The sequence below is a fragment of the Pseudomonas sp. Pse79 genome (assembly GCF_024519615.1).
GTDB lineage: Bacteria > Pseudomonadota > Gammaproteobacteria > Pseudomonadales > Pseudomonadaceae > Aquipseudomonas > Aquipseudomonas veronii.
In genome coordinates this window covers 285,597-309,857 of the sequence record NZ_JALJRR010000001.1, presented here as the reverse complement: position 1 = coordinate 309,857, position 24,261 = coordinate 285,597, and the positions used below count along the sequence as shown (strand labels likewise).

Annotated in this window: 28 protein-coding genes and 2 pseudogenes; 9 read left to right on the top strand and 21 right to left on the bottom strand. The window is 57.3% G+C overall.

Annotation, left to right across the window (positions count from 1 at the left end):
- Nucleotides 1-216 precede the first annotated feature (216 nt).
- From NR164_RS01365 to NR164_RS01350, 4 genes and pseudogenes are all read left to right on the top strand, one after another.
- On the top strand, nt 217-894 hold the full coding sequence (locus NR164_RS01365; protein WP_057004201.1) for a GntR family transcriptional regulator: 678 nt from the start codon (nt 217-219) through the stop codon (nt 892-894).
- A 101-nt stretch (nt 895-995) separates the two neighbouring features.
- A pseudogene (locus NR164_RS01360) lies at nt 996-1,121 on the top strand (hypothetical protein); the annotation flags it as partial.
- A gap of 19 nt (nt 1,122-1,140) precedes the next feature.
- A complete protein-coding gene (locus NR164_RS01355) occupies nt 1,141-1,680 on the top strand; it encodes a hypothetical protein (RefSeq protein ID WP_256822158.1) in 540 nt (179 codons plus the stop codon).
- Between the two features lie 420 nt (nt 1,681-2,100).
- Nucleotides 2,101-2,340: a hypothetical protein gene (locus NR164_RS01350; protein ID WP_256822157.1), complete on the top strand. Its 240-nt coding sequence runs from the start codon at nt 2,101-2,103 to the stop codon at nt 2,338-2,340.
- A 239-nt stretch (nt 2,341-2,579) separates the two neighbouring features.
- Here NR164_RS01350 and NR164_RS01345 read toward each other — a convergent pair whose 3' ends face one another.
- Nucleotides 2,580-3,002, bottom strand: coding sequence for a hypothetical protein (locus tag NR164_RS01345; RefSeq protein WP_256822156.1), 423 nt, complete (start codon nt 3,000-3,002; stop codon nt 2,580-2,582).
- Between the two features lie 752 nt (nt 3,003-3,754).
- Here NR164_RS01345 and NR164_RS01340 point away from each other — a divergent pair.
- The 3 genes from NR164_RS01340 (at nt 3,755) to NR164_RS01330 (ending at nt 7,432) form a co-directional block, all read left to right on the top strand.
- Nucleotides 3,755-4,840 carry a glycosyltransferase gene (locus NR164_RS01340; protein WP_256822155.1) on the top strand — a complete coding sequence of 362 codons (1,086 nt, stop codon included), beginning with the start codon at nt 3,755-3,757 and terminating at the stop codon, nt 4,838-4,840.
- Nucleotides 4,841-4,952: 112 nt separating this feature from the next.
- Nucleotides 4,953-5,630 carry a hypothetical protein gene (locus NR164_RS01335; protein WP_256822154.1) on the top strand — a complete coding sequence of 226 codons (678 nt, stop codon included), beginning with the start codon at nt 4,953-4,955 and terminating at the stop codon, nt 5,628-5,630.
- A complete protein-coding gene (locus NR164_RS01330; RefSeq protein ID WP_256822153.1) occupies nt 5,627-7,432 on the top strand; it encodes a hypothetical protein in 1,806 nt (601 codons plus the stop codon). The genes NR164_RS01335 and NR164_RS01330 overlap by 4 nt, the downstream gene beginning before the upstream one ends.
- 211 nt (nt 7,433-7,643) lie before the next feature.
- Here NR164_RS01330 and NR164_RS01325 read toward each other — a convergent pair.
- Nucleotides 7,644-8,261, bottom strand: a pseudogene (locus NR164_RS01325) (DNA adenine methylase); the annotation flags it as partial.
- A gap of 132 nt (nt 8,262-8,393) precedes the next feature.
- On the opposite strand from NR164_RS01325, the gene NR164_RS01320 reads away from it, so the two are divergent.
- Nucleotides 8,394-8,606, top strand: a complete 213-nt coding sequence (locus NR164_RS01320; RefSeq protein WP_256822152.1) for a hypothetical protein — start codon at nt 8,394-8,396, stop codon at nt 8,604-8,606.
- Nucleotides 8,607-8,995: 389 nt separating this feature from the next.
- Complete coding sequence (locus NR164_RS01315) at nt 8,996-9,724, top strand: metallophosphoesterase (protein WP_256822151.1); 729 nt, start codon at nt 8,996-8,998, stop codon at nt 9,722-9,724.
- Between the two features lie 106 nt (nt 9,725-9,830).
- Here the strand turns inward: NR164_RS01315 and NR164_RS01310 are convergent, their stop codons facing one another.
- The 19 genes from NR164_RS01310 to NR164_RS01220 form a co-directional block, all read right to left on the bottom strand.
- Nucleotides 9,831-10,337, bottom strand: a complete 507-nt coding sequence (locus NR164_RS01310; RefSeq protein WP_256822150.1) for a lysis system i-spanin subunit Rz — start codon at nt 10,335-10,337, stop codon at nt 9,831-9,833.
- Complete coding sequence (locus NR164_RS01305; protein ID WP_256822149.1) at nt 10,334-10,843, bottom strand: glycoside hydrolase family 104 protein; 510 nt, start codon at nt 10,841-10,843, stop codon at nt 10,334-10,336. The genes NR164_RS01310 and NR164_RS01305 overlap by 4 nt, the downstream gene beginning before the upstream one ends.
- A 137-nt stretch (nt 10,844-10,980) precedes the next feature.
- Nucleotides 10,981-12,030 (bottom strand): phage late control D family protein, encoded by a 1,050-nt coding sequence (locus tag NR164_RS01300; protein ID WP_256822148.1) that lies wholly within the window; start codon nt 12,028-12,030, stop codon nt 10,981-10,983.
- 94 nt (nt 12,031-12,124) lie between these two features.
- Entirely contained in the window at nt 12,125-12,331 is a 207-nt protein-coding gene (locus NR164_RS01295) for a tail protein X (RefSeq protein ID WP_256822147.1), read from the bottom strand.
- Entirely contained in the window at nt 12,306-13,151 is an 846-nt protein-coding gene (locus tag NR164_RS01290; RefSeq protein WP_256822146.1) for a phage tail protein, read from the bottom strand. Before NR164_RS01290 ends, NR164_RS01295 begins: the two co-directional genes overlap by 26 nt.
- A 9-nt stretch (nt 13,152-13,160) precedes the next feature.
- A complete protein-coding gene (locus NR164_RS01285) occupies nt 13,161-15,650 on the bottom strand; it encodes a phage tail tape measure protein (RefSeq protein ID WP_256822145.1) in 2,490 nt (829 codons plus the stop codon).
- A 148-nt stretch (nt 15,651-15,798) separates the two neighbouring features.
- Complete coding sequence (locus NR164_RS01280) at nt 15,799-16,107, bottom strand: phage tail assembly protein (RefSeq protein WP_256822144.1); 309 nt, start codon at nt 16,105-16,107, stop codon at nt 15,799-15,801.
- An 11-nt stretch (nt 16,108-16,118) separates the two neighbouring features.
- The gene (locus NR164_RS01275) at nt 16,119-16,622 is read right to left on the bottom strand and encodes a phage major tail tube protein (protein ID WP_256822143.1); all 504 of its coding nucleotides are present in this window, start codon (nt 16,620-16,622) and stop codon (nt 16,119-16,121) included.
- 12 nt (nt 16,623-16,634) lie between these two features.
- The gene (locus NR164_RS01270; protein WP_256822142.1) at nt 16,635-17,801 is read right to left on the bottom strand and encodes a phage tail sheath family protein; all 1,167 of its coding nucleotides are present in this window, start codon (nt 17,799-17,801) and stop codon (nt 16,635-16,637) included.
- A gap of 98 nt (nt 17,802-17,899) precedes the next feature.
- The gene (locus NR164_RS01265) at nt 17,900-18,325 is read right to left on the bottom strand and encodes a phage tail assembly chaperone (RefSeq protein WP_256822141.1); all 426 of its coding nucleotides are present in this window, start codon (nt 18,323-18,325) and stop codon (nt 17,900-17,902) included.
- A gap of 9 nt (nt 18,326-18,334) precedes the next feature.
- Nucleotides 18,335-20,092 (bottom strand): phage tail protein, encoded by a 1,758-nt coding sequence (locus NR164_RS01260; RefSeq protein WP_256822140.1) that lies wholly within the window; start codon nt 20,090-20,092, stop codon nt 18,335-18,337.
- Nucleotides 20,089-20,694, bottom strand: coding sequence for a phage tail protein I (locus NR164_RS01255; RefSeq protein WP_256822139.1), 606 nt, complete (start codon nt 20,692-20,694; stop codon nt 20,089-20,091). The genes NR164_RS01260 and NR164_RS01255 overlap by 4 nt, the downstream gene beginning before the upstream one ends.
- Complete coding sequence (locus NR164_RS01250) at nt 20,669-21,571, bottom strand: baseplate J/gp47 family protein (protein ID WP_256822138.1); 903 nt, start codon at nt 21,569-21,571, stop codon at nt 20,669-20,671. Before NR164_RS01250 ends, NR164_RS01255 begins: the two co-directional genes overlap by 26 nt.
- Nucleotides 21,568-21,894, bottom strand: coding sequence for a GPW/gp25 family protein (locus tag NR164_RS01245; protein WP_256822137.1), 327 nt, complete (start codon nt 21,892-21,894; stop codon nt 21,568-21,570). The genes NR164_RS01250 and NR164_RS01245 overlap by 4 nt, the downstream gene beginning before the upstream one ends.
- Before the next feature lie 5 nt (nt 21,895-21,899).
- A complete protein-coding gene (locus NR164_RS01240; protein WP_256822135.1) occupies nt 21,900-22,136 on the bottom strand; it encodes a hypothetical protein in 237 nt (78 codons plus the stop codon).
- Nucleotides 22,137-22,174: 38 nt separating this feature from the next.
- The gene (locus NR164_RS01235) at nt 22,175-22,780 is read right to left on the bottom strand and encodes a phage baseplate assembly protein V (RefSeq protein WP_256822134.1); all 606 of its coding nucleotides are present in this window, start codon (nt 22,778-22,780) and stop codon (nt 22,175-22,177) included.
- Entirely contained in the window at nt 22,777-23,295 is a 519-nt protein-coding gene (locus NR164_RS01230) for a hypothetical protein (protein WP_256822133.1), read from the bottom strand. The genes NR164_RS01235 and NR164_RS01230 overlap by 4 nt, the downstream gene beginning before the upstream one ends.
- Complete coding sequence (locus NR164_RS01225) at nt 23,288-23,944, bottom strand: hypothetical protein (RefSeq protein WP_256822132.1); 657 nt, start codon at nt 23,942-23,944, stop codon at nt 23,288-23,290. The genes NR164_RS01230 and NR164_RS01225 overlap by 8 nt, the downstream gene beginning before the upstream one ends.
- On the bottom strand, nt 23,941-24,261 hold the full coding sequence (locus NR164_RS01220) for a hypothetical protein (RefSeq protein ID WP_256822131.1): 321 nt from the start codon (nt 24,259-24,261) through the stop codon (nt 23,941-23,943). The genes NR164_RS01225 and NR164_RS01220 overlap by 4 nt, the downstream gene beginning before the upstream one ends.

Sequence of the window (24,261 nt, the reverse complement as noted above, 5' to 3'; positions counted from 1 at the left end):
CCAAGTTGTTTGAGTTATTTTCTTAGATCACTCAACTATCTTCATCCGATTGAATGATCATTTCAACAGAATTGTTCAACAATCCAACACGGATAATAAAAAGCAATATGCATGCCAAAATATGGATCCGTTTCAGCCCTACAGGAAAAAGCGACACTGCGAGTAGGGCAAAACCTGCTAGAATCCAATCGCCCCTGCCACTCAGAAGTCCGCTCGATGCCCCTTCCCGCCTCCCCTTCATTCGTAGCCCAGACGCTAAACGAGCGGATCGCCGAACAGTTGCGTCAGCAAGTCACCCAAGGCGAATTCACACCTGGGCAACGGCTGTCCGAGCAGGTGCTCAGCGAAAACCTCGGCATCTCGCGAAACACTCTGCGCGAAGTGTTCCGGACGCTGGCTAAAGACGGCTTGTTACGACACGAGCCCAACCGTGGGGTATTCGTGGTGGTTCCCAGCATCGCGGCCGTCATCGACATCTACCGCGTGCGACGCCTCATCGAATGCCAGGCGCTGGCAGAGGCTTACCCGCGCCACCCGGCGAAGAAGAACATGCGCGCAGCGGCAGAACAGGCCCAACGAGCACGGGACGCGGGGGACTGGCTGGCAGTGGGCACAGCTAACATGGACTTCCATACGGCAGTCGTTGAACTTGCGGACAGTGAACGCTTGAACGCCATGTTCCGGCGCATACTTGCAGAGCTACGGCTGACTTTTGGGCTGTTGCAGGACGCCGAGTTCTTGCATGAGCCCTACGTCGATATGAACTTTCAGATTCTTGAACTCGTTGAACGCAACGAGATGGCCAAAGCTCGCGACGCAATGCTTGAATACCTCATTCATTCCGAACGCATTGTTTTGGCCGTCTATGCGAGGCGCCCTTCCCAAGAAGGGTGAGAGCTCCGACGTCCACGCAACATCTGCCCCACACAGCCGGTCGACTGGTCGATACAGTTAACCAAGCGGGGCTCCTTCAGAAATTTTTGCCGCCCTAGCGCATGAGCGAAGAACTGCCAGACATAGAGCCCCTGTGGCAGGATGACCTGGTTGCCTTCACCATCGGCTGCTCGTTTTCCTTCGAACAACCGCTCCTGGATGCCGGCACTGCCCTCAACAACAACGAATGGATGCAATGGACAAACAATGAACACAGCTCAACGGTCGATTCAGCAGTACATAAACGCCAAGGACAGTAACCGCCCGCATCTGCTGCGCCAGGCTTTTATGCCGGATGCACAACTGGAGATGGTGGTACACACGGGGTCTATCTCGTTTCCACCCCACGTTGAAGGCCTTGAGTCCATCGGCGACGTGCTGGTCAGGCGCTTCGGCCAGACATTCGAAAACGTCTATACCTTTTGTCTGGGACACCCACCGGAGCCGGATAGCAAAACGTTCCAATGCCAATGGCTGGTCGCTATGTCCGACAAAAACTCCGGCGAGGTCCGAGTCGGTTGTGGTCAATATGGATGGCAGTTCAATCCCGAGTCGGGACTTGTCGAGCAGCTCACTATCACCATCGAGCATATGAAAACCCTGCCACCTACCGATCTTCACACCATCATGGAGTGGGTATCCCGCCTGCACTATCCATGGTGCCAACCAGAAGCATTAGCGAGCAACGCTCCAGACATAGGCACCCTTGAAGAGGTGATCCAGTATGTAATCCGGTTAAAACGGTGAAGTTGCGGAACACATCTGAAGCGTTGCGGAAGGGATCGTAAATCGCAGGTATAAAAAACCCCGTAGACGGTAATCTACGGGGTTTTTAAGAGTGGAGGCCGAGGTCGGAATCGAACCGGCGTAGGCGGATTTGCAATCCACAAATAATATGTTAAAAATCAATCAGTTAAATTAAATACCTTTCCGCATTTGTGATGTATCAGAACGGCCAGAGACCTTTGTTTCCGCGACGTAGATCTTTCATTGCGGAACTGATTTTGCTCCAATTTTGGCTGACCAGCATCGTCGCCGTTGCTTCACACACGCCCTGAGCAGACCCTCCACACAACGGGCACAGCAGTCAGCCATCGGCCAGTAGCGGACATTATTCGCTCTATGGATAATCCGACGAGCTACTTATGACTTTGAGCGGAGAAACCCATGGAGCTTCATGAGCAATTGGATCAGGTCAAGGACGCCAATACCTTTCTGGCTTTTGCCCACGCCCTGGCGGAAGACAAATCGAATGGTGACTGGGAAAACGGGACGATAGAAGCCTTCCTAGACGGAGCTATTGCATGGGCCGAGGCCAGTAATTTTGGCGTCGATCAGGGGATTCAAGGCTCCAATCCTTGGCGGCAATTCGCTAATTTTTTGTACTGCGGAAAAATATACGAGTAAACAGGTGAAGTGTTTATTCGCTTTAAGCGTTGCGTCTAGGGGGTAGCCGAACGGGCTCGGCTCCACCTCACGATCGACCGATTCAGGTCGGTCACCGCCAATTTTAACTGGCTGTATTGGGTCGATTTTTGCCTGTCGGAACGGGATTAATCGGCCAAACCTGGCGGTGGTAGGTGGCCGAAAATGGCAGATCCAGGCAGGCGCCCTGTAGTGAGAACTTAATGCACGGATAGAACGGACTATTTCGACAGAAATTGTGAGGTGTCGTCCGCTACGTAGTAGAGAATGTACCCGGAATACACTAGAGAACCGGCAGCAACTTCCGCTTTGAAGCACTCTGTGAGTGCATCCTCATCAGCAAAACCGTATTCCGACAACTTGTCACCTGCGAAACTAGCAAGTCGCCACGCGTCGAAGCCACCGATCTCACCATGAGCCCCAAAGTCAAAGTCTACTGTACCTATGGGGAGACTAACCGCGCAGCCATAGCCGTGCTTGAAGTAACGAACTCCGCCTTCTAACTCTCCGCGCTGAGGAATGTCAGTGCCCACCCAATCCATATTGGTCAAGGGCCGCGGAATACCAGACCGATGCATCATGTCCACAGCGGTGCCAACACTTGCTTGGTAGTCGCTGATCAAAATGGCGAGTTGGTTATTCATAAAGTCTCACGTTATAAGTAGCACTGAGTCCAGAGACCGCAGAGAGTAGCAGTCGACGCAACTGATGGGCAGCTCTTGGCCGGTTGCTGCCTATCTCGAAGGGCAGCAAACGGCCCAGAGTGTGTAAAAACGATTTTCGGCGAGATAGGCATCTAAAAACGACCTGAAAATCGCGTCCCTATGCAAAATCTGTATCTGCTCACTTGCCGATAAATTTCAGATTTAACGTAAAAGCGCGCACTTCAATTTTGGCAAAGCGTTTTTACACAGCCTGGGCCGAATGCGGTCATTGGGAAACCCAATTACATGGATAGGGATTCGACCCCCCTCTAACGCTCCCGCAGACCGCTTTAGGCCAGAAAATTCAGTACTTTCACCTTTTCCCGTAGGCGTCTGGTGGCCTAAAACGGCCTAGTATCTGCCCTAATTTTGCCCTAAGCCGTCGCTAGCGTTCTGTTCATCAAGCCATTGGGTACCGTAAAGCTCGTATGCTCCATAGGGTCTAAGACCCAGGTCGCCAGGTGCGCTTCAGCATTAGTATCGCTTACGCTTAATTGGATACCCCCTCATGATCGCGCCAAATCTCAGCTTTCTGACTTACTCTTCAGCTTCGTCACATACCGACTAAAAAGACGAGCAGACAGTTTCAGCGTGCACAAGTTCAATTTAAAATCAACGTTTCCGATTGACGGTCATTATATTTAGTCATAATATCCGCGCCCCACACGGACCTTAAAAAACGGATTTTTGTCGTGATCTTGATCCCCGCTTACGAACCGGATGAAACCTTAGTCAAGCTAGTGGATGAACTCCAAGAGACGATGCGTAGCTCCAATAAGCACGTGCCGTTGCTCATCATCAACGACGGTTCCCGTCGTGAAGTCGCACTTCAGGTGTTTGCGGATCTAGAAACACGGGGCATCGAAGTTGTTACACATCCGGTGAACAAGGGTAAGGGTGGCGCATTGAAAACGGGCATAGCTATCGCGCGTGATCGGGGAATGCCTTTTGTTCTGACTGCGGACGCCGACGGCCAACACTTGCCGGTAGACATTTTACGTGTCATGGCGGCCGGTATCGAAACAAACGATTCGGTGATCCTCGGTCGTCGAGTATTTGACCAGTCGACGCCACTGCGATCCAAGTTCGGCAACGAACTAACTATTCGGGTATTCCACGTCGTGCATGGCAAGCGCGTGAACGACACCCAAACCGGACTGCGCTTTATTCCGGCGGAATTTTATGAGGACTTGCTGGCCATCCCCAAGGACAAATACGACTTCGAACTGGCGGCGCTGATTATCTTCGCGCGCAGGGACAGACTGCAGGAAGTAGTAATACAAACCGTCTACGAGCCGGGTAACCCGTCTTCGCATTTCCGCAAGTTGCAGGACTCGGCAAAGATCTATGCCGTACTGTTGCGCGGCGTCATGGTCTCGTTGTTCCTCGCCCTGATGGATTTCCTGACCTTCCACCTAGTCGATTCGATCACAGGTTCCACTACGCTGTCCGTGGTAGTGGCCCGTAGCGTAGGTACCTTGGGCTATTTCTATTTAGCCCGCAGCTTCATCTACAAGGTCGGCGGCAACACCGTCAGCACCTTCATAAAGTATCTACTCCTGGTGCTCCTGAACATCTCGATTCTGGTTCCGCTGATCGACTTGGCCAAGGAACAGCTCGAAATGCCTAAAGTGCTGACCTATATGCTCGGCACCCTCGGTCTGTTCTTCTTTAACTTCATCTTACAAAAGACTTTTATCTTCAAGGAAGCCGCCGCAGTGTCGACTGCATCGCCAGTCGTGGTAGCTGCTCCTCATAGCGCGGAAACGCCTCGTTAACTCCCTATCGGCCCGGGGCTGGTCAGCGGTGACTGGTCCTTGTGCTTTCGTGCGTCCTGGCTGTCGGTTTCCACACAGGGAGCTACCGCTACCCTGCCTTTGCGAGCCATACATGAATCAGATCAATCAAACGCGTCCCTCCTCGCTGGGTAACGATCTGCAACTACCCAAGCGTACTTTCCGCTGGGTTGCGGTATTACTGGTACTGTGGCTTTTAGCAGGCACGAGCTACCTCTACCGGCAAGAGCTGTCCATGCAACTCGGACTGTGGGACGACTACGACATGAGTGCGGTTAACTACTCCCGCTATGTCGATTCTCGTGACTCCCAGCAGGTTTTCCAGGACCAATTGTTCCTAGTGCGCCAGGGCCACCATAGCGGTGCTCTATTCGTCGGACCTAACAACCTTTACAGCCGTCAGTTGCTGCCCATCGACAGTAACAAGAGCTACCAGATGAGTTTCGAACTGATGGCCGTCACCGACGGTACCGACGACAAGGGCTCGGCCACCTACGCCGGTGTGGTGTTCTTCGACAAAGACAAGAACATCATCATCGACCCACAATCACATATGTTTGGCGTAGCCGCGAACGAGGTGATCACCCGTGCCACCGGGCGCCTCCATCTCAACGGCGTATTCTCGCCCATCGGGAGCGGGCCGAACCGTATTCCGCCCAATGCCCGCTACATGAAGATCGCTATCAACCTCAACTATGGTGATTCGAAGGCCGCAGTGGTGCTCTCGGGCGTCAATTTTGTACCTTATGTCGCTGCTGGAGACAACAAGTGACGCTGTTTTTCGGATTTTTAGCTGTCGCGCTGTTCATGGTGCTGATCGGCTTCATCTGGCCGGTCAGGGGCCGCATCGACGCTCTATCCCTTACCACGCTGACGGTGGCCAAGTCGCTGTGGCTGAGCTGGCTAGTGGTGTTCATATCCTACTGGCTGAATCTGGGCGACATGTCGTTACTGATCCTTCTTATGGTGGCAACAGTCACCGTACGCCGCTTTCTCAAGGGGAACGACGCCAGCGTCACATTCAGTTTCTGCGACCTACTACTGATGGTCGCGCTCATGATGCTCGGTTTGCTACTGAGCCCGCTGGGAGCACTCAAGCCGATCTTCGGTGGAGAAATCGTCCTCTCCGGTTGGGACGTTAACGCCTCCTGGAACAACTGGGCGATGCAGTTGTTCGAGAACAACTATTCCCCTTACATTGCCGCCTATCCGCTCTTCCTGCCGGGACTGTGGTCGCTGGTGTACAAGGCCCAGGCTAATCCGATGGTCTGGGTCATGACCCGTCTGCTATTGTGCGTCTTCCCTATGCTGCTGGTCGTGCAGATCGGATCGCTGACCATTGCGCGCCGGCCACTGGCGGCACTATTGGTATTTCTCTCGGTATGGGGCATATACCTGCTCAACCCATTTCTGCTGGCAGGTATCACCGACCCGATCGTGATGATGCTTTCCCTGATCGCCAGCGTGGCATTGTACCTGGCAACATGCTGCGACCACCGAGACGAACGGATCGACCATTACACACTATGCGCTGCACTGTTTGCCGGGATCTCTGCGATCACCAAGCAGCCGGGCATCCTCGGCGCGGTCGCAGTTACGCTGGGCCTGATCCTGATCGGTCTGCGCACGTCCAAAGGGCTTGGCTGGTACCTCGCTCGCCTAGTGGTGATATTTGGGCCGCCCACAACGTTCATGATAATCTTCTCCTCCGCACCATCAATGCCAACTGCGCTGGGCAACCTTAGCTTCCTCATGAGCCTTACCTCGCGGGCGTCCGACGGGGCGGGCATCTACGAGCATGGCTGGAGCTTGGTCGTGAGCATGTTCGGGCGCTTCCCGCTGCTACTCATGCTGACCCTAGCCACATTCAACCTTTTCACCCCAAAGCGCCTAGTCAGCCAGATCGGACTGATCTACCTAATGTGCTCGGGGGTGGCTTTCGTCGCATACTCAAACTGCTGCGCCTATGACGAACGTAACGGCTGGTTCCTGATGGCCCTACTTGGTATGTCAGCGATCTGCGGCGCCTCGATCCTCGAAGGCCCGCTGATGCGTGAACTGGCGCCGTTTCGGACTCTCTTAGGTTCGGCGCAGAGCGCCCTGCAGCGTGAGCACGCCTATGGCAGCGCGACGATGCAGCTCATAGGCCTGGTCCTCGCCGTTGCAATCGCCGGCCTGCTGCAAATTATAATTGGCGAATCGCGCTACCTTGAAGCGGCAAAGCAGGCCCGTCGTGAAATTGTATGGCCCACCGTCAACCACCTGGCCTACACCGATATCGACAACCTTGGCGACGGCTTAATCATTACCAATTATCAGTTCGTCGCCTTACTGCCGGACCTGGAAAAGCGCCATCGCATCTGCCCGGATATCACTTGCGTCATCGCCACCATCAAACAGAACCCGGGCAGCCGTGTCCTGATGGGACCAGATTCCTTCAACTACCCGGCACTGCGCGGGTCGCTGGCGAACACGGACTATCTGGCCAACGAGGATAAATATGGGTTCGTGATTACCCGGAGTTTAAGGATCGAGGATCTCCCTGCGGGGGTATTGGCCGAATCAAATCCTTAATGCGAGTTTCCTAGGTAGAAATGAAAGACCTGCGAGTTGCTTGTCTTTCACCTACCCAGCGTGAGATTAAAAGACAGCAATACCAGCAGCGCGGGCAATTTTAGTTGAGTGAGGCCAACGCGCCACCGCTCAAGACGGCGGAACGCGTCAGACGAAATCGACATACCGTCAGCTCGCGCATAACTCACTTTGCGGGGGTTCTAGGTAGCTCCTATCGGAACAGCCCTCCCAATTCTGCTGGCTCCCAATTCAGGATTACCAACTCTCCGCTGACCTCGGCCTTCCCCTGGCGCTGATTAACCGTGCTTTATCGAATGTCCACTATCTCGAAGTGAAAGCCTTCAAACACACGTCGGATATCGGGATGGTCATTGATGCTTACCATTACCTTTCCCTCACAGCGACGCATGAAGTGAGCCATACGCTCGTAGTTCTCGAAGGGAAAGTCCACGCCATAGCCTGTCGTCTGCCAGTAAGGCGGATCCATGTAGTGAAAGGTGTGAGCACGGTCGTAACGCACGGCGCAATCCAACCAGGGCGAGTTTTCAACGTAGGTGCCGGACACCCGCTGCCAAGCTGCAGAGAGGTTCTCCTCGATCCGCAGCAGGTTGATAGCCGGACCAGTGGTCGCGGTACCAAACGTCTGCCCCGTCACCTTGACGGCAAAGGCATGGTGCTGCAGGTAGAAGAATCGAGCGGCGCGCTGGATGTCGGTGAGGGTTTCGGGGCGGGTCATCTTCTGCCACTCGAACACCTGGCGCGAACTAAGCGCCCATTTGAACTGGCGCACGAATTCTTCCAGGTGGTTCTGCACAACGCGGTACAGAGTGAATTGGACGCAGCTTCCCTGAATGCGCCGCTTTCGATAAGCGTTGAGCGGCCACTCTCCTCGCAATTTCCAAGTAAGATGCAATCTGGTGGACCAATGCTATGCTTTCCTATTTTCGTTGGAGCAGTGCACATGTCAGCGGAGTACTCATTACCGGATTTGCTTGAAAGAATGTACGAGAATCAGCTTGCGTTGGAAGCGGCTGTGATGGAGTTGACCCTCCAAAACGAGAAGCAAGGCTTGAGTGAGATGGGTGATAATGTACGTGGCGCTCTGTTCGTAATCGATGAAAACGCAGGTCACATTAAGCAAGGCCTGGCGAAGCTACGAGCCAAATATATCTAACAATCACACCCCGATTGTGTAGGGGTATGTGGGGGATTTTGAGGGAAAGGCCCTTGGTTGCGGGCTGTGAAGTCCGTTCACAGAGGGTTGCTTAAATGCATAATTGGCATTGGATGGCATAGATTTGCGTATGGTTTGCCCAATTTTTGCCCCATACATGGTCTCAGAGTTCATCCCCCCCTCCACTCGATTATAGATTGGACCGCTCTAACGCTAACGCCCGTTTTCTCTTGATCTTGAAGACGAAAACATCTGCCGATTTAGCAATTTTCAAGCAACTGCAACGCGGGGCGGCAGCACCGTAAACCGCAATTCCCATGCGTGCCTTACCGAGGCTCCCACGACGTAGTATCCTTAAATTTAAATATCAACTACCTCAATCACTGACAATGCACAAAACCCAGTCATTTTCACCAAACAAAATTGGTCGAGACTTTATAGTCGGTGACATCCACGGGCACTTCAAGCTGTTAGAGCTTCTTTTAAAAAAATCAAGCTTTGATGGAAGCGTAGATCGAATTTTCTCTGTGGGTGACCTCATTGACAGAGGACCCGACTCCATTGACGTCATGGTCTGGCTACAGAAGCCCTGGTTTCACGCCGTGAGAGGCAACCATGAACAGATGGTTATCGACTGTGTTTCTGGTAATGGAGACATTGCCAGGCATTCACGCAACGGAGGGGCATGGTTCTACAAACTATCACCCATATTTCAACAGACCATGTCTGACGCCTTACAAAATCTTCCTCTAATAATAGAGGTTGAGTTAACGGATGGACGAAAAATTGGGATTGTGCACGCAGAGACCCCGCTGACACATAACAATGACACCTGGCAGAGTGCAAAAGACGCTATTACGGGTCAATTTGGCGAACCCCATCAACGTTTAGCGTTAGAAAAAGCACTGTACGCCAGAAGAAAAATCGAAAGTCTCGATGAAGTCTTAATTCAAGGTATCGATCAAGTTTATGTCGGCCATTCAACTGTACCTTCCGTTATGTATTTGGGAAACACGATCTACATAGACACAGGCTGCTCCTTTGACGACGGAGCGTTAACCCTCATTGAGCTAACGACTCAGACCCACACAAACATTTCCATGCAAGCGATGCAATAATAAAACCGCACACTAGGCCAGCAGTTCGCCGTGCCGAGACCAAATTATTACCGCCAGACAGGCATAGAAATAATGCCACTTCGCTTACACGAAACTCTAATGTAGGTCAGCGGGCAATAGCTCTCACATAAGCCTGGCATGCCCGCAGCGCGATCAGTCCTTGATCGCCGTCACCGGTGATGGCGAGAATTCGTTGAGCATGCGCTGGCTCAAGTTGGGCTCGCGCGGCTCCATGAACCACGCCGACGGCACCGGGGGCGGCAGGCACGTTGCAGCCACCGGCTGAATCGGCCGCGTCGAGAAGGACTGACAGCCGGACATCAGAAGTGGCAAGGCGATCGCGTAGAACAGCCTGGTTGCGTTGGGCATCGGATAATTCCCTGGTGTGTTGTTGGTCCTGGCCGGCGAGCTGCTGCTCCAGGGCCAGGCGCTTGTCGGTCTCGTCGCGCGCCTGTTTGGCTGCTGCAGCACTGACCAGGCCGAGGTCCGTCTGGAATTGGCCGGCCTGATCCGCAAGCTTTCCGTCGTAGCGCCAGTCTTGCACCCGCCAGGTACCGGCGGCGCTGACGGCCATCGCCAGCAGGATCGCGGCCAGGATCTGCCCGGGCGTCACGACATCACTCCGCCCGCCAGCCGGTACTGCTTCAGCAGATCCTCCAGGCGGTGTTCGCGCTGCCCATATCCCGCGCCGGGCAGGCTGGCCCAGATGTTCCGGCACTTCGCGATAGCCGTTTCGATCCGCCCGGCCACCACATCGGGCAAAGCCCGGCACTCGCGGATGTGCTGCAGCGCCAGAAGGTCTTGGCTGATCGGGCTGAAGTCCGGCAGCTTGAGCAGCGCCTTGTAGTGCGGCCAGTCCTTCAGCATCTGCTGGTAGCGGCCAGACGCATTGGAGGTCAGCCCCTTGCTGTTGATGACCTTCGACGCGCGCCCCTTGGCGAACGGGTGATCTGTGAAGTCGTTGAAGACCTCGGGCTTACGATCGGCCCCGGTGACGATCACGTCGTAACCTTCCATGGCAGTGGCCGGAGATGTGCTGGTGCCCTCGCCCCAGGCGAGCATGTCCAGGAATGCCAACGCGTTACGGCCGCCGGCGAGCGATTCGGAAAGTCGTGCCATTACATTTCTCCAGGCAAAAAAATACCGGCTCGAGGGCCGGCGTTCGGGAGGATCTGCAGCAACTGCTGCTGGGTCATGGGCATACAAGCTCCTAACATGAGTAGCCCGCACTTGGCGGGGGTTGTGGTGCGCGACCGCTAAGCCAAGCTGACGACTTTGACTGGCTTGGCGGCTTTCTTCGTTTTCTTGCCCTTGGCTTTGGCCTTGCCCTTTTTGCCGCCGTTGCACTCAACGGTGGTGGACCAGCCCGCTTGGGTGAATGTCTGCTCCACCGAATCCACCAAGTACTCGCCATCGAGCCCCACCTTGAAGCCCTGGGCATTGATAGAGCGCTCCGCGAATAGGTCCGTGCGCCCGGGCATTTCCAGACGCACGCCAGCCGTAGATCGGTTGAACGCAGCCAAGCGCGCCTTGGCCGCGGATTCGGCAGCGGTCTTGTTCGGGTGGATATGGCGATCTGTGTGTACTGCCGGCAGGCCGTCCGGCACGTCGTCATTCTCCAGGGAGACCACCGACAACTTGCCCGTCTTCTTGTCCTGATGCTTGGCCGCCACGGTCTTGTGCGCGTTACGGTCGCCAAGGCGGAATTGCCAGCGGCTTACGTCGCTGCGCGTGAGGGTGATCGCGCCAATTACCTTGCCGCTGGCACTCAGGCCCGCTTGGCGCTGCATAACCATCAACTTGCCGTCGCCCACCTTGGCGGTGCAGTCGTATTGCTTGGCCAGGCGCGTGACAAAGCTGAAGTCCGATTCGTGGAGCTGATCAGCCCGGGCGACCTTCGTGGCGATGGTGCAGGCCGACGTCCAGCCATTGCGTGCTGCGATGTCGGAAACGATTTTCGACAGCGGCACGTCTTCCCAGCTACCGCTGCGGATCGACTTGCCGGTACCGCGCATGTCGCTGGCCTTACCCCGAATAACGATGGTGTCCGGCGGACCGGATACCTCGATCTCGTCGACCACATAGCGCCCCAAGCGCACCAGGGAGGTTTCGGCATAGCCCAGGTAGACCTCAATCCCGGCGCCACGCTTGGGCAGCGTTACCAGGCCGTCGCGGTCATCAATGCGCAACTCAAACTCGTCCGACTCCATGCCGGGCTTGTCTGTGGTGCGCAACAGCAAAAGCCGATCGTTAATCAGCGACGTGATATCGGAACCGTTCGCGACGATTCTAAATTGGGGAGTCATAGGGCATTGGCCAATAAAAAGCCCGCACTGAGCGGGCTTTAGGGAAAGGGGGCGTTACGCATAACGGAACAAGGACGCAGCCGATAGAACTGAATCAATCCCACAGGGCTACTTGCTCATCCACAGGGCCTGGCAGATCCGGCAAGAAAATCACCACGCCAGCACGGTAAGGCTGATCCTCATCCGCCAAGCCCTGATTGGCCGCCAACACTGCCTCGACACTGCCCACCAGATGGCCATAGAAGTTATGGCAAACGGTATCGAGCAGATCCCCGTCAGATGTTCTGCATGTCGTCGCCATAGCGCACAAACTCCAAGGTAAAGGCCTGCTTGCGAGGGATACCACCCTGCATCAGCGCGCTTTGGTCTTCGTCAACGTTCGTGAGGCACCAGGTGCCCAGCACAACACCATGGCCCGTGGTCAGGGTTACCGGCTTGAGCTGGGAGCCTATCGAGCGCAGCGTGTTTAGCTGTCCCAGGCCGCCCCGATAGCCCGGAAAAATGTCGCCCTTGAGTGTGATTTTCTCGTCACCCATGCCCACGGCCTGCTGGGCCGACCGGCGCGTCAGGCGCTCTTGTGAGGCCCAGCGGTATGCCGTAGAGCGGCGCAATGAGTCAAAGGCCGCCGTATCAAGGTTGAAGTAATACGGCTGCGCCTTCGGGTCCAGCGGCTGAATGATCAGCAGATGGGGGAAAGGCTTCACAGCTTCTTTCGCCGGCGTTGCATCCGTGGCGAATGCACCAGTGGGAATGATGTTGGCCAGTGACGGGTCAATCATTCCGGCGATCTTGTTGATAGCGGTTGCCGCCCTCCCTGCCTGCTCTTTTAGCGTGCCCATGCGCTCATCAATCTGCGACAAGGCGCGGGAAGCACGATTGTAGGTTGCGATAACCTTTCCCACCTTGGCCTGGGCCGTAGAAATCCCGCGCATAACACGCTGTAGCTTCGCCCCCACCGCAGGACCAATAAACGGCAGATCCTCCAGTTCATTGGCGGCGCCGGTGATTTCGCTGATGGCACCATTTACCGGTCCCATCATGCCATCGATACTGCGCCGGCCCGCTTCACCGGCCGAAGCCAGATACTTCAGGCCGGACTGTAGCTGTGCCAGTGATTCCATATTTTCCCCTTAGACATGCGGCGCGTCGTAGAGCTTGCGGTTTTCGAGCTGCTGGGCGATTTCCCGTTGCTGCTGCTCCATCAGCGGCCGCAACTGGGCAATGATCTCGTTTGGATCCTTCACATCGCCTTGCACCGTCAGCGTGATAGGCGCGTGAATATCCACCTTGGTCTCGAACTTCGCCGGCTGCACCTTCGCAACCACGGCCGCCGCAAGTGGCCCGGCCGTCGCTTCTGCGTTGGCCTGAGGCATCATCATGGACCGCGCGACATCACCCGGATTAACAGCGCCAGGTGCTGCTGACAAAGCACCTTGACCTGGGTTGGTCAGCATTAGCGGCCCGGTGCGCGAAGGCGCAAACGACTTGGCGATATCCCCCAGCACTGGGGGAATGTCCTTGCCGGCATCCCGCATCATCAACGGCCCCGCCACTGGCATGGCCTTCGTACTTTCGTCAGAGCCAAACATCGACTTGCCGATGGTACCGCCCAGGGCGTCACCGCCCATGCTGCCCAGCCAGCCCCCAATCAAGCCGCCCAGGACGGTGCCGATTACCGGTACCGCCGAACCGATGAACGCACCGGCCGCCGCACCGGCGAGCGTGCCAGCAAGTCCGCCAGCCGCAGCGCCATATCCTTCGGCTTTTTCGTCCTGGGTTTCAGCGTTGTCGTAAGTGTCTTTGACCTTAAAACCGGCTTCTATCACGGCCAATACTGCCGGACCCTTCAGGCCTGCCCCAATGTCGCGCCCGGGGCCTCGGCCACCACGGCCGCCGCCCTTGCCCTTACCTTTTCCATCCTTGCCACCAGCGTCATCGACGCCCCCCAAATCCATGCCACCAGATCCGCCAACGGGCATGTTGGTGACAATGACTTTTTGCGGGATGTTTGGATTGCCCATCAGCGAGCCGCGCCCAATGTTGAACAGGCCCTTGGCAATCTTGAATCCGCTCATAGCGGTCTGAAACGCGATCACCGCCGCCACAGCGGCGCCGATCCCCGTCACAACCCGGGGCGACTCGTCCGAAAGCTTAGCCAGCCCCTGGGTGACATAGGCCAACCCATCCGCCACTTTGTCAGTGACCGGCCGGAATGCGTCACCAATGGCGCGCATGGCTTCATCCATGCCCTGGGCCATTTCCGACCATTTCTGCGCTGACGCCTGCCGGCGCTCCTCAAGGTTCTTATCAAGGATCCCGGTGGCACTGGCCGAGTCTTTCTTGAGCTGGGCATACAGCTCTTTGTTCTGCATGTAGGCCGTCAAAGCGCCCTTAACCTGCATGTCCGCGAACAGATCCCCGGTACGCAAAGCCTGCTCCAGGGACGCAATCATGGCTTTGGCTTTCTCCGGATCAGTCTCCTTACTGATCTTCGCCGTAGCGGCCGCCATGGCGGCGGCCTTCTTCGGATCCGTTGCCGCAATGTACTTCTGTGCCAGCTCAAAGCTGGATTCCAGGGTGGATTTACCATTCTGCAGGCCGGTATTCATCGACCCTTGGTAGTCAATCCCGGCATCCTTGTAGGCCTTGACCGTATCGCCAGAACCAATTTTCTCCATCCAGTTCTTGAGGTTGTTGGCCGCCTCATCAGCACCGCCGGCGGTCTTCATTTGCACCTGAAGCATTGAGCCAAGTTGCGTCACGGCATCCATGCCGGTAATGCCGATCTTGCCCATACCCGCCAACAACTCGGGGAACCAACGCGCCATGTCGGCCGCTTCGAAGCTACCCGCCTGCCCCTGATAGGCGATGGCCTCCAGTGCCTTTTGCATCACGGCCGGGTCGGAGATTTTGGCGTTCTGTCCCAGGGCGTTGATCATTCGGGCCGTTTCGCCGCCGTCCGAACCCTGGCCAATCGCGAACTTGGCCGCCACTGGCGCATATGACAGGGCCTTATCCAGCTCCATGCCGGCACCCACCAGGGCGTTGACCACCTCGGCCACCTGATTGCGCGCCATGCCGGTATCACGCGAAGTGCCGATGATCGTTTTCGACATCTGCGCTTCTTCGGGCTTGTTGGCAATGTTCGCCTTGATCGCAATGTCACGAATGATCGCGCCGTAATCCGCGCTCACTTTCGTGGGAATAGCCATCGCTGCCGTGGCGGCCGCCGCCTGGCCAATGCTACTTTTCATCTGCTGTTTGCCAGCATCGAGCTGCATGTGCCCCTTGGCTTTAAGCTCGGCCTTAGTAGCGGCCTGCCCCATGGCCGCGTAAGCCTTGGTCAGGTTTCGCACTTCCACGCCCTGCTTGCGCAGGCCGTCCAGATTGTTCTCCAGCTTTCGCTGTAACGCCGTGGCGCCCTTGTCGCCGGCCATGTGCGCTTTGCGCCATTCATCGCGCAGGCGCATGGTCTCGCCGATGGTTTTTTCCAGTACCCGCGCCCGGGAACCTTGTTCCTCCAGCTTCTTGATTTTGTTGCTGACGTCCTTGAACGCCGCCCCTACCGTCGAGCTGACAGCCCCGCCAATGACCAGGCCGAGAGCAAGTTTGTTTGCCATGTGCGCGCCCTATACGTCGGGAAGATCAACAGCGGCTCAATCCGTGAGCCACCACACCATCACGTTAAAGGGCATGGCCAGGATCTCGGCAGACGAGAAACCCGTCTCTTTTGCCAAGCGTTTCGCCAGCACCTTAAGCGTGCCCTCGTTACACGTCGCCTTCCTCAACCAGGCGAAAATAGCCCGCCTGAAGGCGCATGTAGTCCTTGTATTTGAGGTTCGTGAGTTCTGCCTCGGTAGCCGTGAGCAGACTGCAAAACAGGTTCAACTCCACCTTTTCATGGTCACCATTGCCGGCGATTTTGGCGGCCATAACATCCTTTACGCTGGGTGCGCGCATCATCAGTTTGTCGGTCAAAACGCCATTGAGATTGGCCTTGTGCTTGAGCGTTACGGTAACGCCGTCGTCGCTCAGGACAAGCCAGGACGGGAGCGGTGCAGTAAGAGAGTCGGTCATATCATCAATCCTTAAAGGCCCAGGGCCGAACGCTCAGCGGCCAACTGATCAACACCGTTGATCACCTGCACCATGTTGGCAAAGTCGATTTCGTACATCACACGCCCGTCGATTTCGAGCTTGTAGTACGTGACGGCCACGGCGTGCTTGATTTCGGCTTTGTCGCCTGGCTTCCAATCGCCCATATCGACTTCTTTGAGCGAGCCACGCAGGGTCACAGTTACCGACTTGACGGTGCCTTTCTGGCCCTTGAACGACCCACGGAAAACGAGGTTGCACGCGGTCTGATCCGCCAGGGCGAAGAACTTCAGCGCCTCTTTACGCACGCCGTTGGTGGTGAATGCCGCTTCCAGCTTTTCCAAGCCGGTGGGCAGGTCGACCGGGCCGCTCATACCACCGCCCCGGTATTCCTCGGTTTTGACCGAGAGCTTGGGCAGTGTCATAGACGGCACATCACCGGAAAAACTCACGCCATCAGCAAACATGACGCAGTTGGTCAACATTTCAGGAATCATTGCTCGGCCCCCTTAGGCTGCTTCAAGTACTTCGGTCAGCCACTCGTTGGTGACCTCGATCAGGAAATTCGGGTTCTCGGCCGGCGGCACGTCGGTGAAGCGGATGCGCCAGTAGATTTTGCCCTGCTCGATTTGGCTGGCCGTGTTGCGCTCGGTGTCCGCGTAGACTTCAAAGTTGATCACCGCGCCGGCGTTCTTCTGATCGCGCATGAAGGATTGGAGCCCTTCAGTCACGTCAGACACATAGGTCTTCGTGATCGAGCGGTCTACTGCCCACTTGTGCCCGGCCTGGATCGCATCCATGAGGATGTCGCAGGTACGCACACGGGTAACAAACGACCACTTGGCATCAGCGGAGCAAGTACGGTTGCCCCACAGGCGGTAACCGCCATCACGAATGATCGTGGTGATGTTCGCGTTATTGAGCAGGTTGGCCCGGCACGTCTCGTCGCCGTCCAAGTACTCCACCGGCCGGGTGGTACCGGTGATGCCAACAAACTCTTTGTTCGATGGCGACGCCCAGTAGCCGTACTCGGCATCAGTCCAGGCAAACAGGCCTGCCACCCAGGCCGAGGCCGGTGCATCCAAGGTCGCGCTTTCGACGGTGCTCCAGAACTGCACGCCCGGATCCACCAGATAGATGCGCTTGCTGCCGAAGTTCAGCGCGTAGGCCATGGCGGCCTCGTCGGTGGTGTTCGGACCATCAATGATTGCAAGCGCGCGCAGCTTGCCGGCCAGCGCATCCATAGCGGTGGCCACCGCCTGCGTGGCCGAGTGCCCCGGAGCGATCAACAGCTTGGGCTGGGCGTTGTGTCGGCTCTTGCCGTCCAGCAGCGCCTGAAGGCCGGTGCGCTGCCCATCCGCCAGAACACCACCAATAATGGCGGACGTTTGCAGCGCGGCGTCAGCGAGCTTAGGAACGCCAATGGCGACGATTACAGCCTTCGCTCGTACATAGATCGCCTGGCAAGCGCGGGTAATCGCCGAGTCCGCTCCGAACGCTGCAATGGCTTCACGCTCGGACGTGATCAGTTTCAGCTCGCCGGCCTTGGCATTACCGCCACCAAGAATGCCCGGGGTGAAGGTGTCGCACAGGCCGATGATCGAGGACGACGGGAGCGTGATGGTGCGCGCGCCGGTGTCGATCAACGAGGTAGTGATGCCGTGAAAGAAACTCATAAGGCTCAATCTCCAGAAACGAAAAAGCCCCGCATAAGCGAGGCCGTTTTTGTTGTTACGCGTAACGCAGAAAGGAAAACGCCCCGTTGTGCGGGGCGTTATTGGGTTTGATCAAGCAGCCAGCTAGGTGGCGCCGGACGGCTATCCGCATCAGGAAAAACATCTGCCGATGGCCACTCCCGTAGCGCCTGGCGGTATTTCAATAGCTCGGCGAATTGCTGAACGATCAGCGTCGTGCCGCCGCCCATGTCCTGCTCATCGCGGTGACGGGTAACCACCCACTCGTAACGAGCAAGCTCACCGGTGCGCCAAATCCGTTCACGTTCTTGCTGATCCCCGGAAGAAGGCGGGGCAGGATTAGAAGCCACCGGCTCACCTTTTTTACCGGGCCGTAAAACCTTACCTGTCGCGCTCTCCGCCAGTAACTGCGCATGATTTTCGCGACTGATTTCGACACCGCCATTGTCCGTAAGCCCGAAAGTAAAGCGCTGGTCAACTTCGACCCACTTGGCCCAAATGCTCATAGCTAGTCCTCAATAACCGATAGCAATCCAGCGAATGAACGCCGTGCCACTGAAAGATGAAGTGCTGGTAATGTCCTCGCGACGGGACTGAAAACCCGTCGCTGTTAACGTTCGAACCTGCGAGGTTACCGTCGACTGACTTAGCACCCCATCATGGCCGAAGGTACTGACGCACGCGGGAGTAACGTTAAAACCCAGCGGGAATGTAACGACTGTTTCAGCGTCAGCCACTTGTGCAAGGTGCACGCCCCACTGAATCATCACCCCCCCCAGCCACGTCGGGAACACGATTGCGTTATTGGCCCCGCCGCCACCCTTGATGAAAGCGAAGCCAAAACGCATCTTGGCGGGCGGCACAAATTTGTTATCCGCACTTCCGGTATCGACCTCTTCCTGGCTTGCGGCCTTACTAGCTACAAGGCTATCAACCTGCGTTTTTGTATACGCGTCGCCGATCCCGTAACCCGCCAGAGTGATCGCCCAATTGGCCTTGGGAGCGAGCAAACCGTCGACTTGCGTTCGGGTATACCCATTTGCCAGCGTCATATAGCTTGCCGGATTAAAGTTACCGCTGTGCCACAACGTGCGCGTGTTGCCCCACTGCCCGGAAGCTTTGGTCGAACGAGCAAGTATCGTAGGCTCGTCGCCGGCGTACCTGAACCCTAGCTGGGCGCTGTAATCGGCAGTGATATAAGGGAAGCTCAAGACAGATACGTAATTACCAAAATTTGTATCCCCTCCCGCAAACGAATGAAACCCACCATCTAAGGCGATCGTTTCAATCTCACCAACTGGCGCAGTCTTCCCGCCCAAACCGACATAACCTTTTTGCAGGCCATCTGTAATGCCATGACCCGCCAATGTCGAAGGGTTGGTGCCAGCGATAACCCGACCGCATTTGTCGACCGTCACATTGGCGTAAGAGCCAGCGCTAACGCCTGTGCGGCCAACGGCCATTTCGAAGGAAAGCGCGGTAGTGTCCAGGACAATCGGCGCATCCGTCACCAGTTGCCAAACACTGTCGCCGTTTAAGGTGCCGGTTTCGACACTGACGAAAAGGCCCGGCGTCACCTCGACGCTGGTGTCTGCGTCCTGGGTTCTCTTCCACACGCCGGCAGAAGAAACCACGTACAGGCCGTTTTCCTTGGCTGCCGCCTGATTCTTCACCAGCACGCGCGCATCCGCCGGCAACAGCACGCCGTCGATGGTCTGCACACCGCTCAAAGCGATGCTGGCCGTGGTGGCCACCAACACCGAATGCTTGAAGTCCATTTTTGCCATGGCTTCAACAATCTGAGAGTCAACGTATTCACGAGTTGCCAGGACAATCGCCGGGTCAATCTTCAGGACGACGCTCGCGGTATTCGCGACGATGAAGTTCATACGAATGATTTGGGTCTTGCCAGTCCCCTGCACAAGCAACGGCTTGAAGCTCGGCGCACAGTTGGCCACCGCCACCATGTCGCCATCGGCGTCATACAGGGCGATTTCCCGAATCCACTTACCACCCACGTCGGCCGGGATCACCTGCTCGGTGATGATGATGTTCGGGTTCGCTGGATCGGTTCGCACCTGATTGACCGAAGCCCGGCGCCACTCGTTGATCAGGCGCGTTTGGGTGCGATCGGGAATAGGGTCTGCGTTGTTGGCATCACCTACGCCCATTTGCGAGAAGGTCCAGGGCTGGCCCAGGGCAGTTGCGTTTGCCTGTTTCGCCTCACCCACTGCCGTGAGGATGGCGAAAAACTGACTGTTCTGATCAATCATGGATACACGTCCAGGGTGTCAATTTCATCAATACATATGACCAGGCCATAGGTGCCGGTCACCTCGATATCGCGGGGGGTTGGTGGGTAAACGTCGATCACTTCACCCTCGCTTACACAGGCGCCAATGCCGATGTACCCGGTGGTTTCCAGGCTGATTGCCAGACCGGTCATATGCCGGCTGACAGGCTTGGCGTCATCTATGAGCCGGGTCAGCTCTTCGTACATTTCCTCGGTAATGCCGGTGTCAAGAACGCCGACCTTTAGCGCGAACGTCCCCGGAACACCCTCGGGCACCGTCTGCCACCACTCCACGACCTCGATCAGGTAGCCCAGCGGCTCGACCACGCGGCGCAATGCGCCAATCGTGCCTTTGTGCTTGTGGATGTAATACGAAGCCTTGATAGCGGCCCGCTTGCTCGCCTCGCTCCACCGGTAATCCCAGCGGTCGACCGACCAAGCCCACGCTAGATGCAGCAGCAAATGGGCCGGACACGTATCGGCGTTGTAGAGCGTGCGTAACGGAACAATGGTTTTCTCGTAGAACGCTGCCTCCATGGCCCGCTCTAGCCGTGTGCTATTGCTGGGCAGTAGGCTTTTCATCCGCCAACCTCACGTTGTAACCAGTGCAGTACGCGGCCTGGGCTTCAGTAGGGGCCAGGTCGACCCATCCGGGCAGCTCGACGCGCGAAACGCCAGCAACATGCGCCTGGGCGTCCACGGCGGAGCGGGCCACCTCAACGCCAAGGCGCTTACGGGGGTTGATCCATTTCGACAGCCGGGTTTTGGCTTCGGCCAAGGCGGCGTCACCTTCAGGCCCGGCGCTGTTCATGTGCAGGATGGCGTCAATTCGGTACTTCAGAATTTGGGCACCCTGGACCTTTACCCGGTCACCCAATGGCCGCACGTCCTCATCATTCAAAGCAGTAGCCACCGTGGCCAACAGTTCCGGCGTGGGCGTACCATCCCCCTCGGTACTCAGCACCGTTACGGTAACGCTTGCCGGCGACGGACTTTCCGCCGAGGCGTCCAGCACAAAGCCGGACGCGTTACGCGCGTGCAAGATGTAGCTGTTACGCGGTCCCGCTGTGGTCAGCCCCTCATAGGCCAACTGGATGCGCTCACGAAACGGGTCATCATCCTCAAGGACTTCAGCCATCGGCGGAACCGCCAGCAGATCCTCGGGACGAATCACCAGGCGCTGAAGGTTGACGTTTGCGCCCAACTGATCGAGGTCGCCCTTGATGGCGTGAGCCAACAGCAGCGCCTTGCAGGCATCGTTAACCCGGGCACGGTTACCAACCTTGTTGTAAGCCCCCACCTCCAGCACTTTGGTAACAGGATCGCTTTCGAGTGCGGCGTTCCAGTTGTCGCCCATGTAGTCGCGAAACGCTGACAGTCCTTCGTCGTAGACCTCTTCAAAGTCCAGCGGCTCAAGCACCTCCGGCGCCGGCAAGGCCGACAAATCCACGATGCTCATACGCTTACCTCCAAGACAAAGCTGTCGCCCAGGTACTCGCCCGCAACGAGCATGTTTATTTTCCCATCCAGCAGCGACAGCGCCGTCACGCGCTCAAGTTTCAGGCGCGGCTCATGAAGGCCGAGGGCACGGGCCGCTTCGGCCTGAACCGCACTTTTCCAGCCAGCATTGATTGGTAAGTCAACGAACAGGCGTAGCTTGCTGCCGTACTCGGGCCGCTGCCGGCGACTGCCCAGAGGCGTACTCAATATGTCGGCAATGGACTGTCGAAAATGCTCGATGCCGGATATGGGCTGCCCGGTGTGGCGATCCATTCCGATCATCTGGCTTAGCCCTCCTGGGCGGCGTATTCGCTGTTAGCCTTCAGGAAGGCCACAGCCTCTTTGTCGGACTCCGGCACCACCACCAGGCCCTTGGCCACCGGGTAAGTACGATCGGTGTCAGGCACAACCAGCGTGCGCGACGTGTAGACCAGATCGCGGAACGTCAGCGACGCTTGCGCGGCCGGGGCCTGTTCTTCGGGTGCGGGCTTCTCGATGGTTTTGGCCATGATTTCTCCGGGCATGAAAAAGCCCGCACGCGGCGGGCTGTAGTTGAATTGGGTTAGTGCTTGTGGTGGTTGTCGCTGTTACCGGCCGCCAGGATGTCGGCGGCGCCGGTGATGCTTTGCGTTACGTGTAACGGGCCGTCTATTTCCACCGCGCCGATCAACGCTATCTGCGGCGACTTAATAGCCGCCCAGCCAGGCGCCAAATCAAACTCGGTACCGCCCACCGTGGCATTCACCGCGTTATCCGTAACGGTCACAACGGTGCTGCCCACTTTGATAGTGACGGTACCGGTCGGCAGGGTGATGGCGTAGGTCTTGGCCGCCCAGTCGTAGACCAGCGAGCCACCATCGTCAAAACGCCAGACCTCGACATGATCGCGGTTATCGGGTGGGCCGCCGGCATTGCCGTACAGCCCAGGGATAAACGTGCCCATGCCCGCCTGGCCGCTGGGATTGAACAATACCCCCTGCTCGCCCAGGCTGGGCGCCCGCCAGTGCCGCGCCTTGCCGGCCGCCAGACTGTGCCAGCGCACCCAGGCGCTCGTCCATTCGCCGTTGCTGACACGCACAGATGGCGCCGCCAGATCCACACCTACCACCACGCAGGGCATCAGCATGGCGGCAATCATGCGGTCATGTTCCGCACTGGCGTAACTCACTGAATGTCCTCGGGGCTCACCGGCCCGTCACCCGGCTCAATGCTGATGACCAACGAACCCGGAGGCTCATCCGGCCAAGGCCATTCCTCAGCGCCCAGGTAAACCGTCTGATCCCACTCAACCAGCCAGACAAAGTAGCCATCCAGTTCGGGTTTGGTCCAGTCCTGAGTGGAGCGCACGAACTGTGCGCAGGCGACACCCAAGCCCCAGTTCTGCCCTCGCAGAAGCACTGCCAGTTGTGAGGCAAGTTGCACGGCCTGACGTTGCGGATCCGCGCTGATCGAATCGACAATGATCCGCGCCTCGAACTTGCAGGTCAGCGAGGTTTCACCGGTACCGATATCCGGCGCCGGTTCCATCTCGGCCATTTCCAGTAACACCACCGGCGTAGGAATGCTGGTGTCTGCCGACAGATCCGGCCAGAACGACGCGCCCCGAATGCCCGGCAATTGCTCCTGCAGGTGCTGCTCGATGGCGTCATACAGACGGTCGAGGCTGAAAGGCTGATCAGACACGGGCGGTCCCCTTGAGGTACTTCTGCAGTTCAAAGTTGAGTTCTTGCTTGAGGATCTCCAGCAAGCGTTCATCGGCACGTTTCACCCAGCTTTCGAAGTGAGGTCGCACCTGGTCCAACGAGACTTTGGCTTTCGCTAGCGGGAAGCGGTTGTCGCTTTCCGCAACGAAACCCGAGCTGCGCCGGCCTTGCGTGCTACCGGGGTAGTCCGTGGCGTTGAAATGCTTGCTCGACGTGCGTATCCAGATGTCAGGGCTGCTGCCATACACCTGTTTGAAGAACGCCCCCTGGTACCGCCGCCCCGCCACCGAGACACCGGTGCGGGATTGCCGAGGCCGTCCGATGCGGCTGGCCTCGATGGCGTTGACCCCAAACCACAACTTGCCGCGCATTGCCCCACCACTCACCGGGTAAGCTCGCAAGCGTTGCCGGACGGTGCCGATGGCGATCCGCTCCTGCTTGCCTACCGCCCGTGCAATGTGGGTACGCAGCCAGCCCAACGTCTTGTTGATTGCTCGACGCTGAGCCGCCGCCGCAGCCTTGGGCACCAGTTGGCCAAACTCGCGCAAGGCCCGGGAATGCTCCGCCGACGGCAGGATATTGATCATCCCGCTGTCGCGGTTTTGCTGCACATGGCTGCCGACGCTCATGGTCGCTTCCTCAAGATCAGGGCAACCAAGCCATCGCCGCCGGGCTCCAGTTGCAGCAGGTCGTAGTCGCCGCCGCCATCCAGGGTCGGCAGGTCGATGGTGACCCGCAGCCCCTTGCTCAGTCCGTCCGAATCCTTCACGCGGATCTCAAAGCGAGGTTCGCGTAAGCCGGTGTGGACCTTGCCGAACTGCGGTTGCTTCCACGGCGCCGCGAACATACCCAGCACGGGCTCAGCGCGGCCTTCGATCTGGGCGCTGTCCCCCAGGATCTCGAATACCACGTCGTCGATGTCGTCGATCAGATCGCGGAAGGCCAT

Bases quoted from the DNA above. Each gene is read 5' to 3' on its own strand.
- NR164_RS01365 (WP_057004201.1), top strand. From the start codon at position 217: ATGCCCCTTCCCGCCTCCCCTTCATTCGTAGCCCAGACGCTAAACGAG.
- NR164_RS01355 (WP_256822158.1), top strand. From the start codon at position 1,141: ATGAACACAGCTCAACGGTCGATTCAGCAGTACATAAACGCCAAGGAC.
- NR164_RS01350 (WP_256822157.1), top strand. From the start codon at position 2,101: ATGGAGCTTCATGAGCAATTGGATCAGGTCAAGGACGCCAATACCTTT.
- NR164_RS01345 (WP_256822156.1), bottom strand. From the start codon at position 3,002: ATGAATAACCAACTCGCCATTTTGATCAGCGACTACCAAGCAAGTGTT.
- NR164_RS01335 (WP_256822154.1), top strand. From the start codon at position 4,953: ATGAATCAGATCAATCAAACGCGTCCCTCCTCGCTGGGTAACGATCTG.
- NR164_RS01320 (WP_256822152.1), top strand. From the start codon at position 8,394: ATGTCAGCGGAGTACTCATTACCGGATTTGCTTGAAAGAATGTACGAG.
- NR164_RS01315 (WP_256822151.1), top strand. From the start codon at position 8,996: ATGCACAAAACCCAGTCATTTTCACCAAACAAAATTGGTCGAGACTTT.
- NR164_RS01305 (WP_256822149.1), bottom strand. From the start codon at position 10,843: ATGGCACGACTTTCCGAATCGCTCGCCGGCGGCCGTAACGCGTTGGCA.
- NR164_RS01300 (WP_256822148.1), bottom strand. From the start codon at position 12,030: ATGACTCCCCAATTTAGAATCGTCGCGAACGGTTCCGATATCACGTCG.
- NR164_RS01295 (WP_256822147.1), bottom strand. From the start codon at position 12,331: ATGGCGACGACATGCAGAACATCTGACGGGGATCTGCTCGATACCGTT.
- NR164_RS01290 (WP_256822146.1), bottom strand. From the start codon at position 13,151: ATGGAATCACTGGCACAGCTACAGTCCGGCCTGAAGTATCTGGCTTCG.
- NR164_RS01285 (WP_256822145.1), bottom strand. From the start codon at position 15,650: ATGGCAAACAAACTTGCTCTCGGCCTGGTCATTGGCGGGGCTGTCAGC.
- NR164_RS01280 (WP_256822144.1), bottom strand. From the start codon at position 16,107: ATGACCGACTCTCTTACTGCACCGCTCCCGTCCTGGCTTGTCCTGAGC.
- NR164_RS01275 (WP_256822143.1), bottom strand. From the start codon at position 16,622: ATGATTCCTGAAATGTTGACCAACTGCGTCATGTTTGCTGATGGCGTG.
- NR164_RS01270 (WP_256822142.1), bottom strand. From the start codon at position 17,801: ATGAGTTTCTTTCACGGCATCACTACCTCGTTGATCGACACCGGCGCG.
- NR164_RS01265 (WP_256822141.1), bottom strand. From the start codon at position 18,325: ATGAGCATTTGGGCCAAGTGGGTCGAAGTTGACCAGCGCTTTACTTTC.
- NR164_RS01260 (WP_256822140.1), bottom strand. From the start codon at position 20,092: ATGATTGATCAGAACAGTCAGTTTTTCGCCATCCTCACGGCAGTGGGT.
- NR164_RS01255 (WP_256822139.1), bottom strand. From the start codon at position 20,694: ATGAAAAGCCTACTGCCCAGCAATAGCACACGGCTAGAGCGGGCCATG.
- NR164_RS01250 (WP_256822138.1), bottom strand. From the start codon at position 21,571: ATGAGCATCGTGGATTTGTCGGCCTTGCCGGCGCCGGAGGTGCTTGAG.
- NR164_RS01245 (WP_256822137.1), bottom strand. From the start codon at position 21,894: ATGATCGGAATGGATCGCCACACCGGGCAGCCCATATCCGGCATCGAG.
- NR164_RS01240 (WP_256822135.1), bottom strand. From the start codon at position 22,136: ATGCCCGGAGAAATCATGGCCAAAACCATCGAGAAGCCCGCACCCGAA.
- NR164_RS01225 (WP_256822132.1), bottom strand. From the start codon at position 23,944: ATGAGCGTCGGCAGCCATGTGCAGCAAAACCGCGACAGCGGGATGATC.
- NR164_RS01220 (WP_256822131.1), bottom strand. From the start codon at position 24,261: ATGGCCTTCCGCGATCTGATCGACGACATCGACGACGTGGTATTCGAG.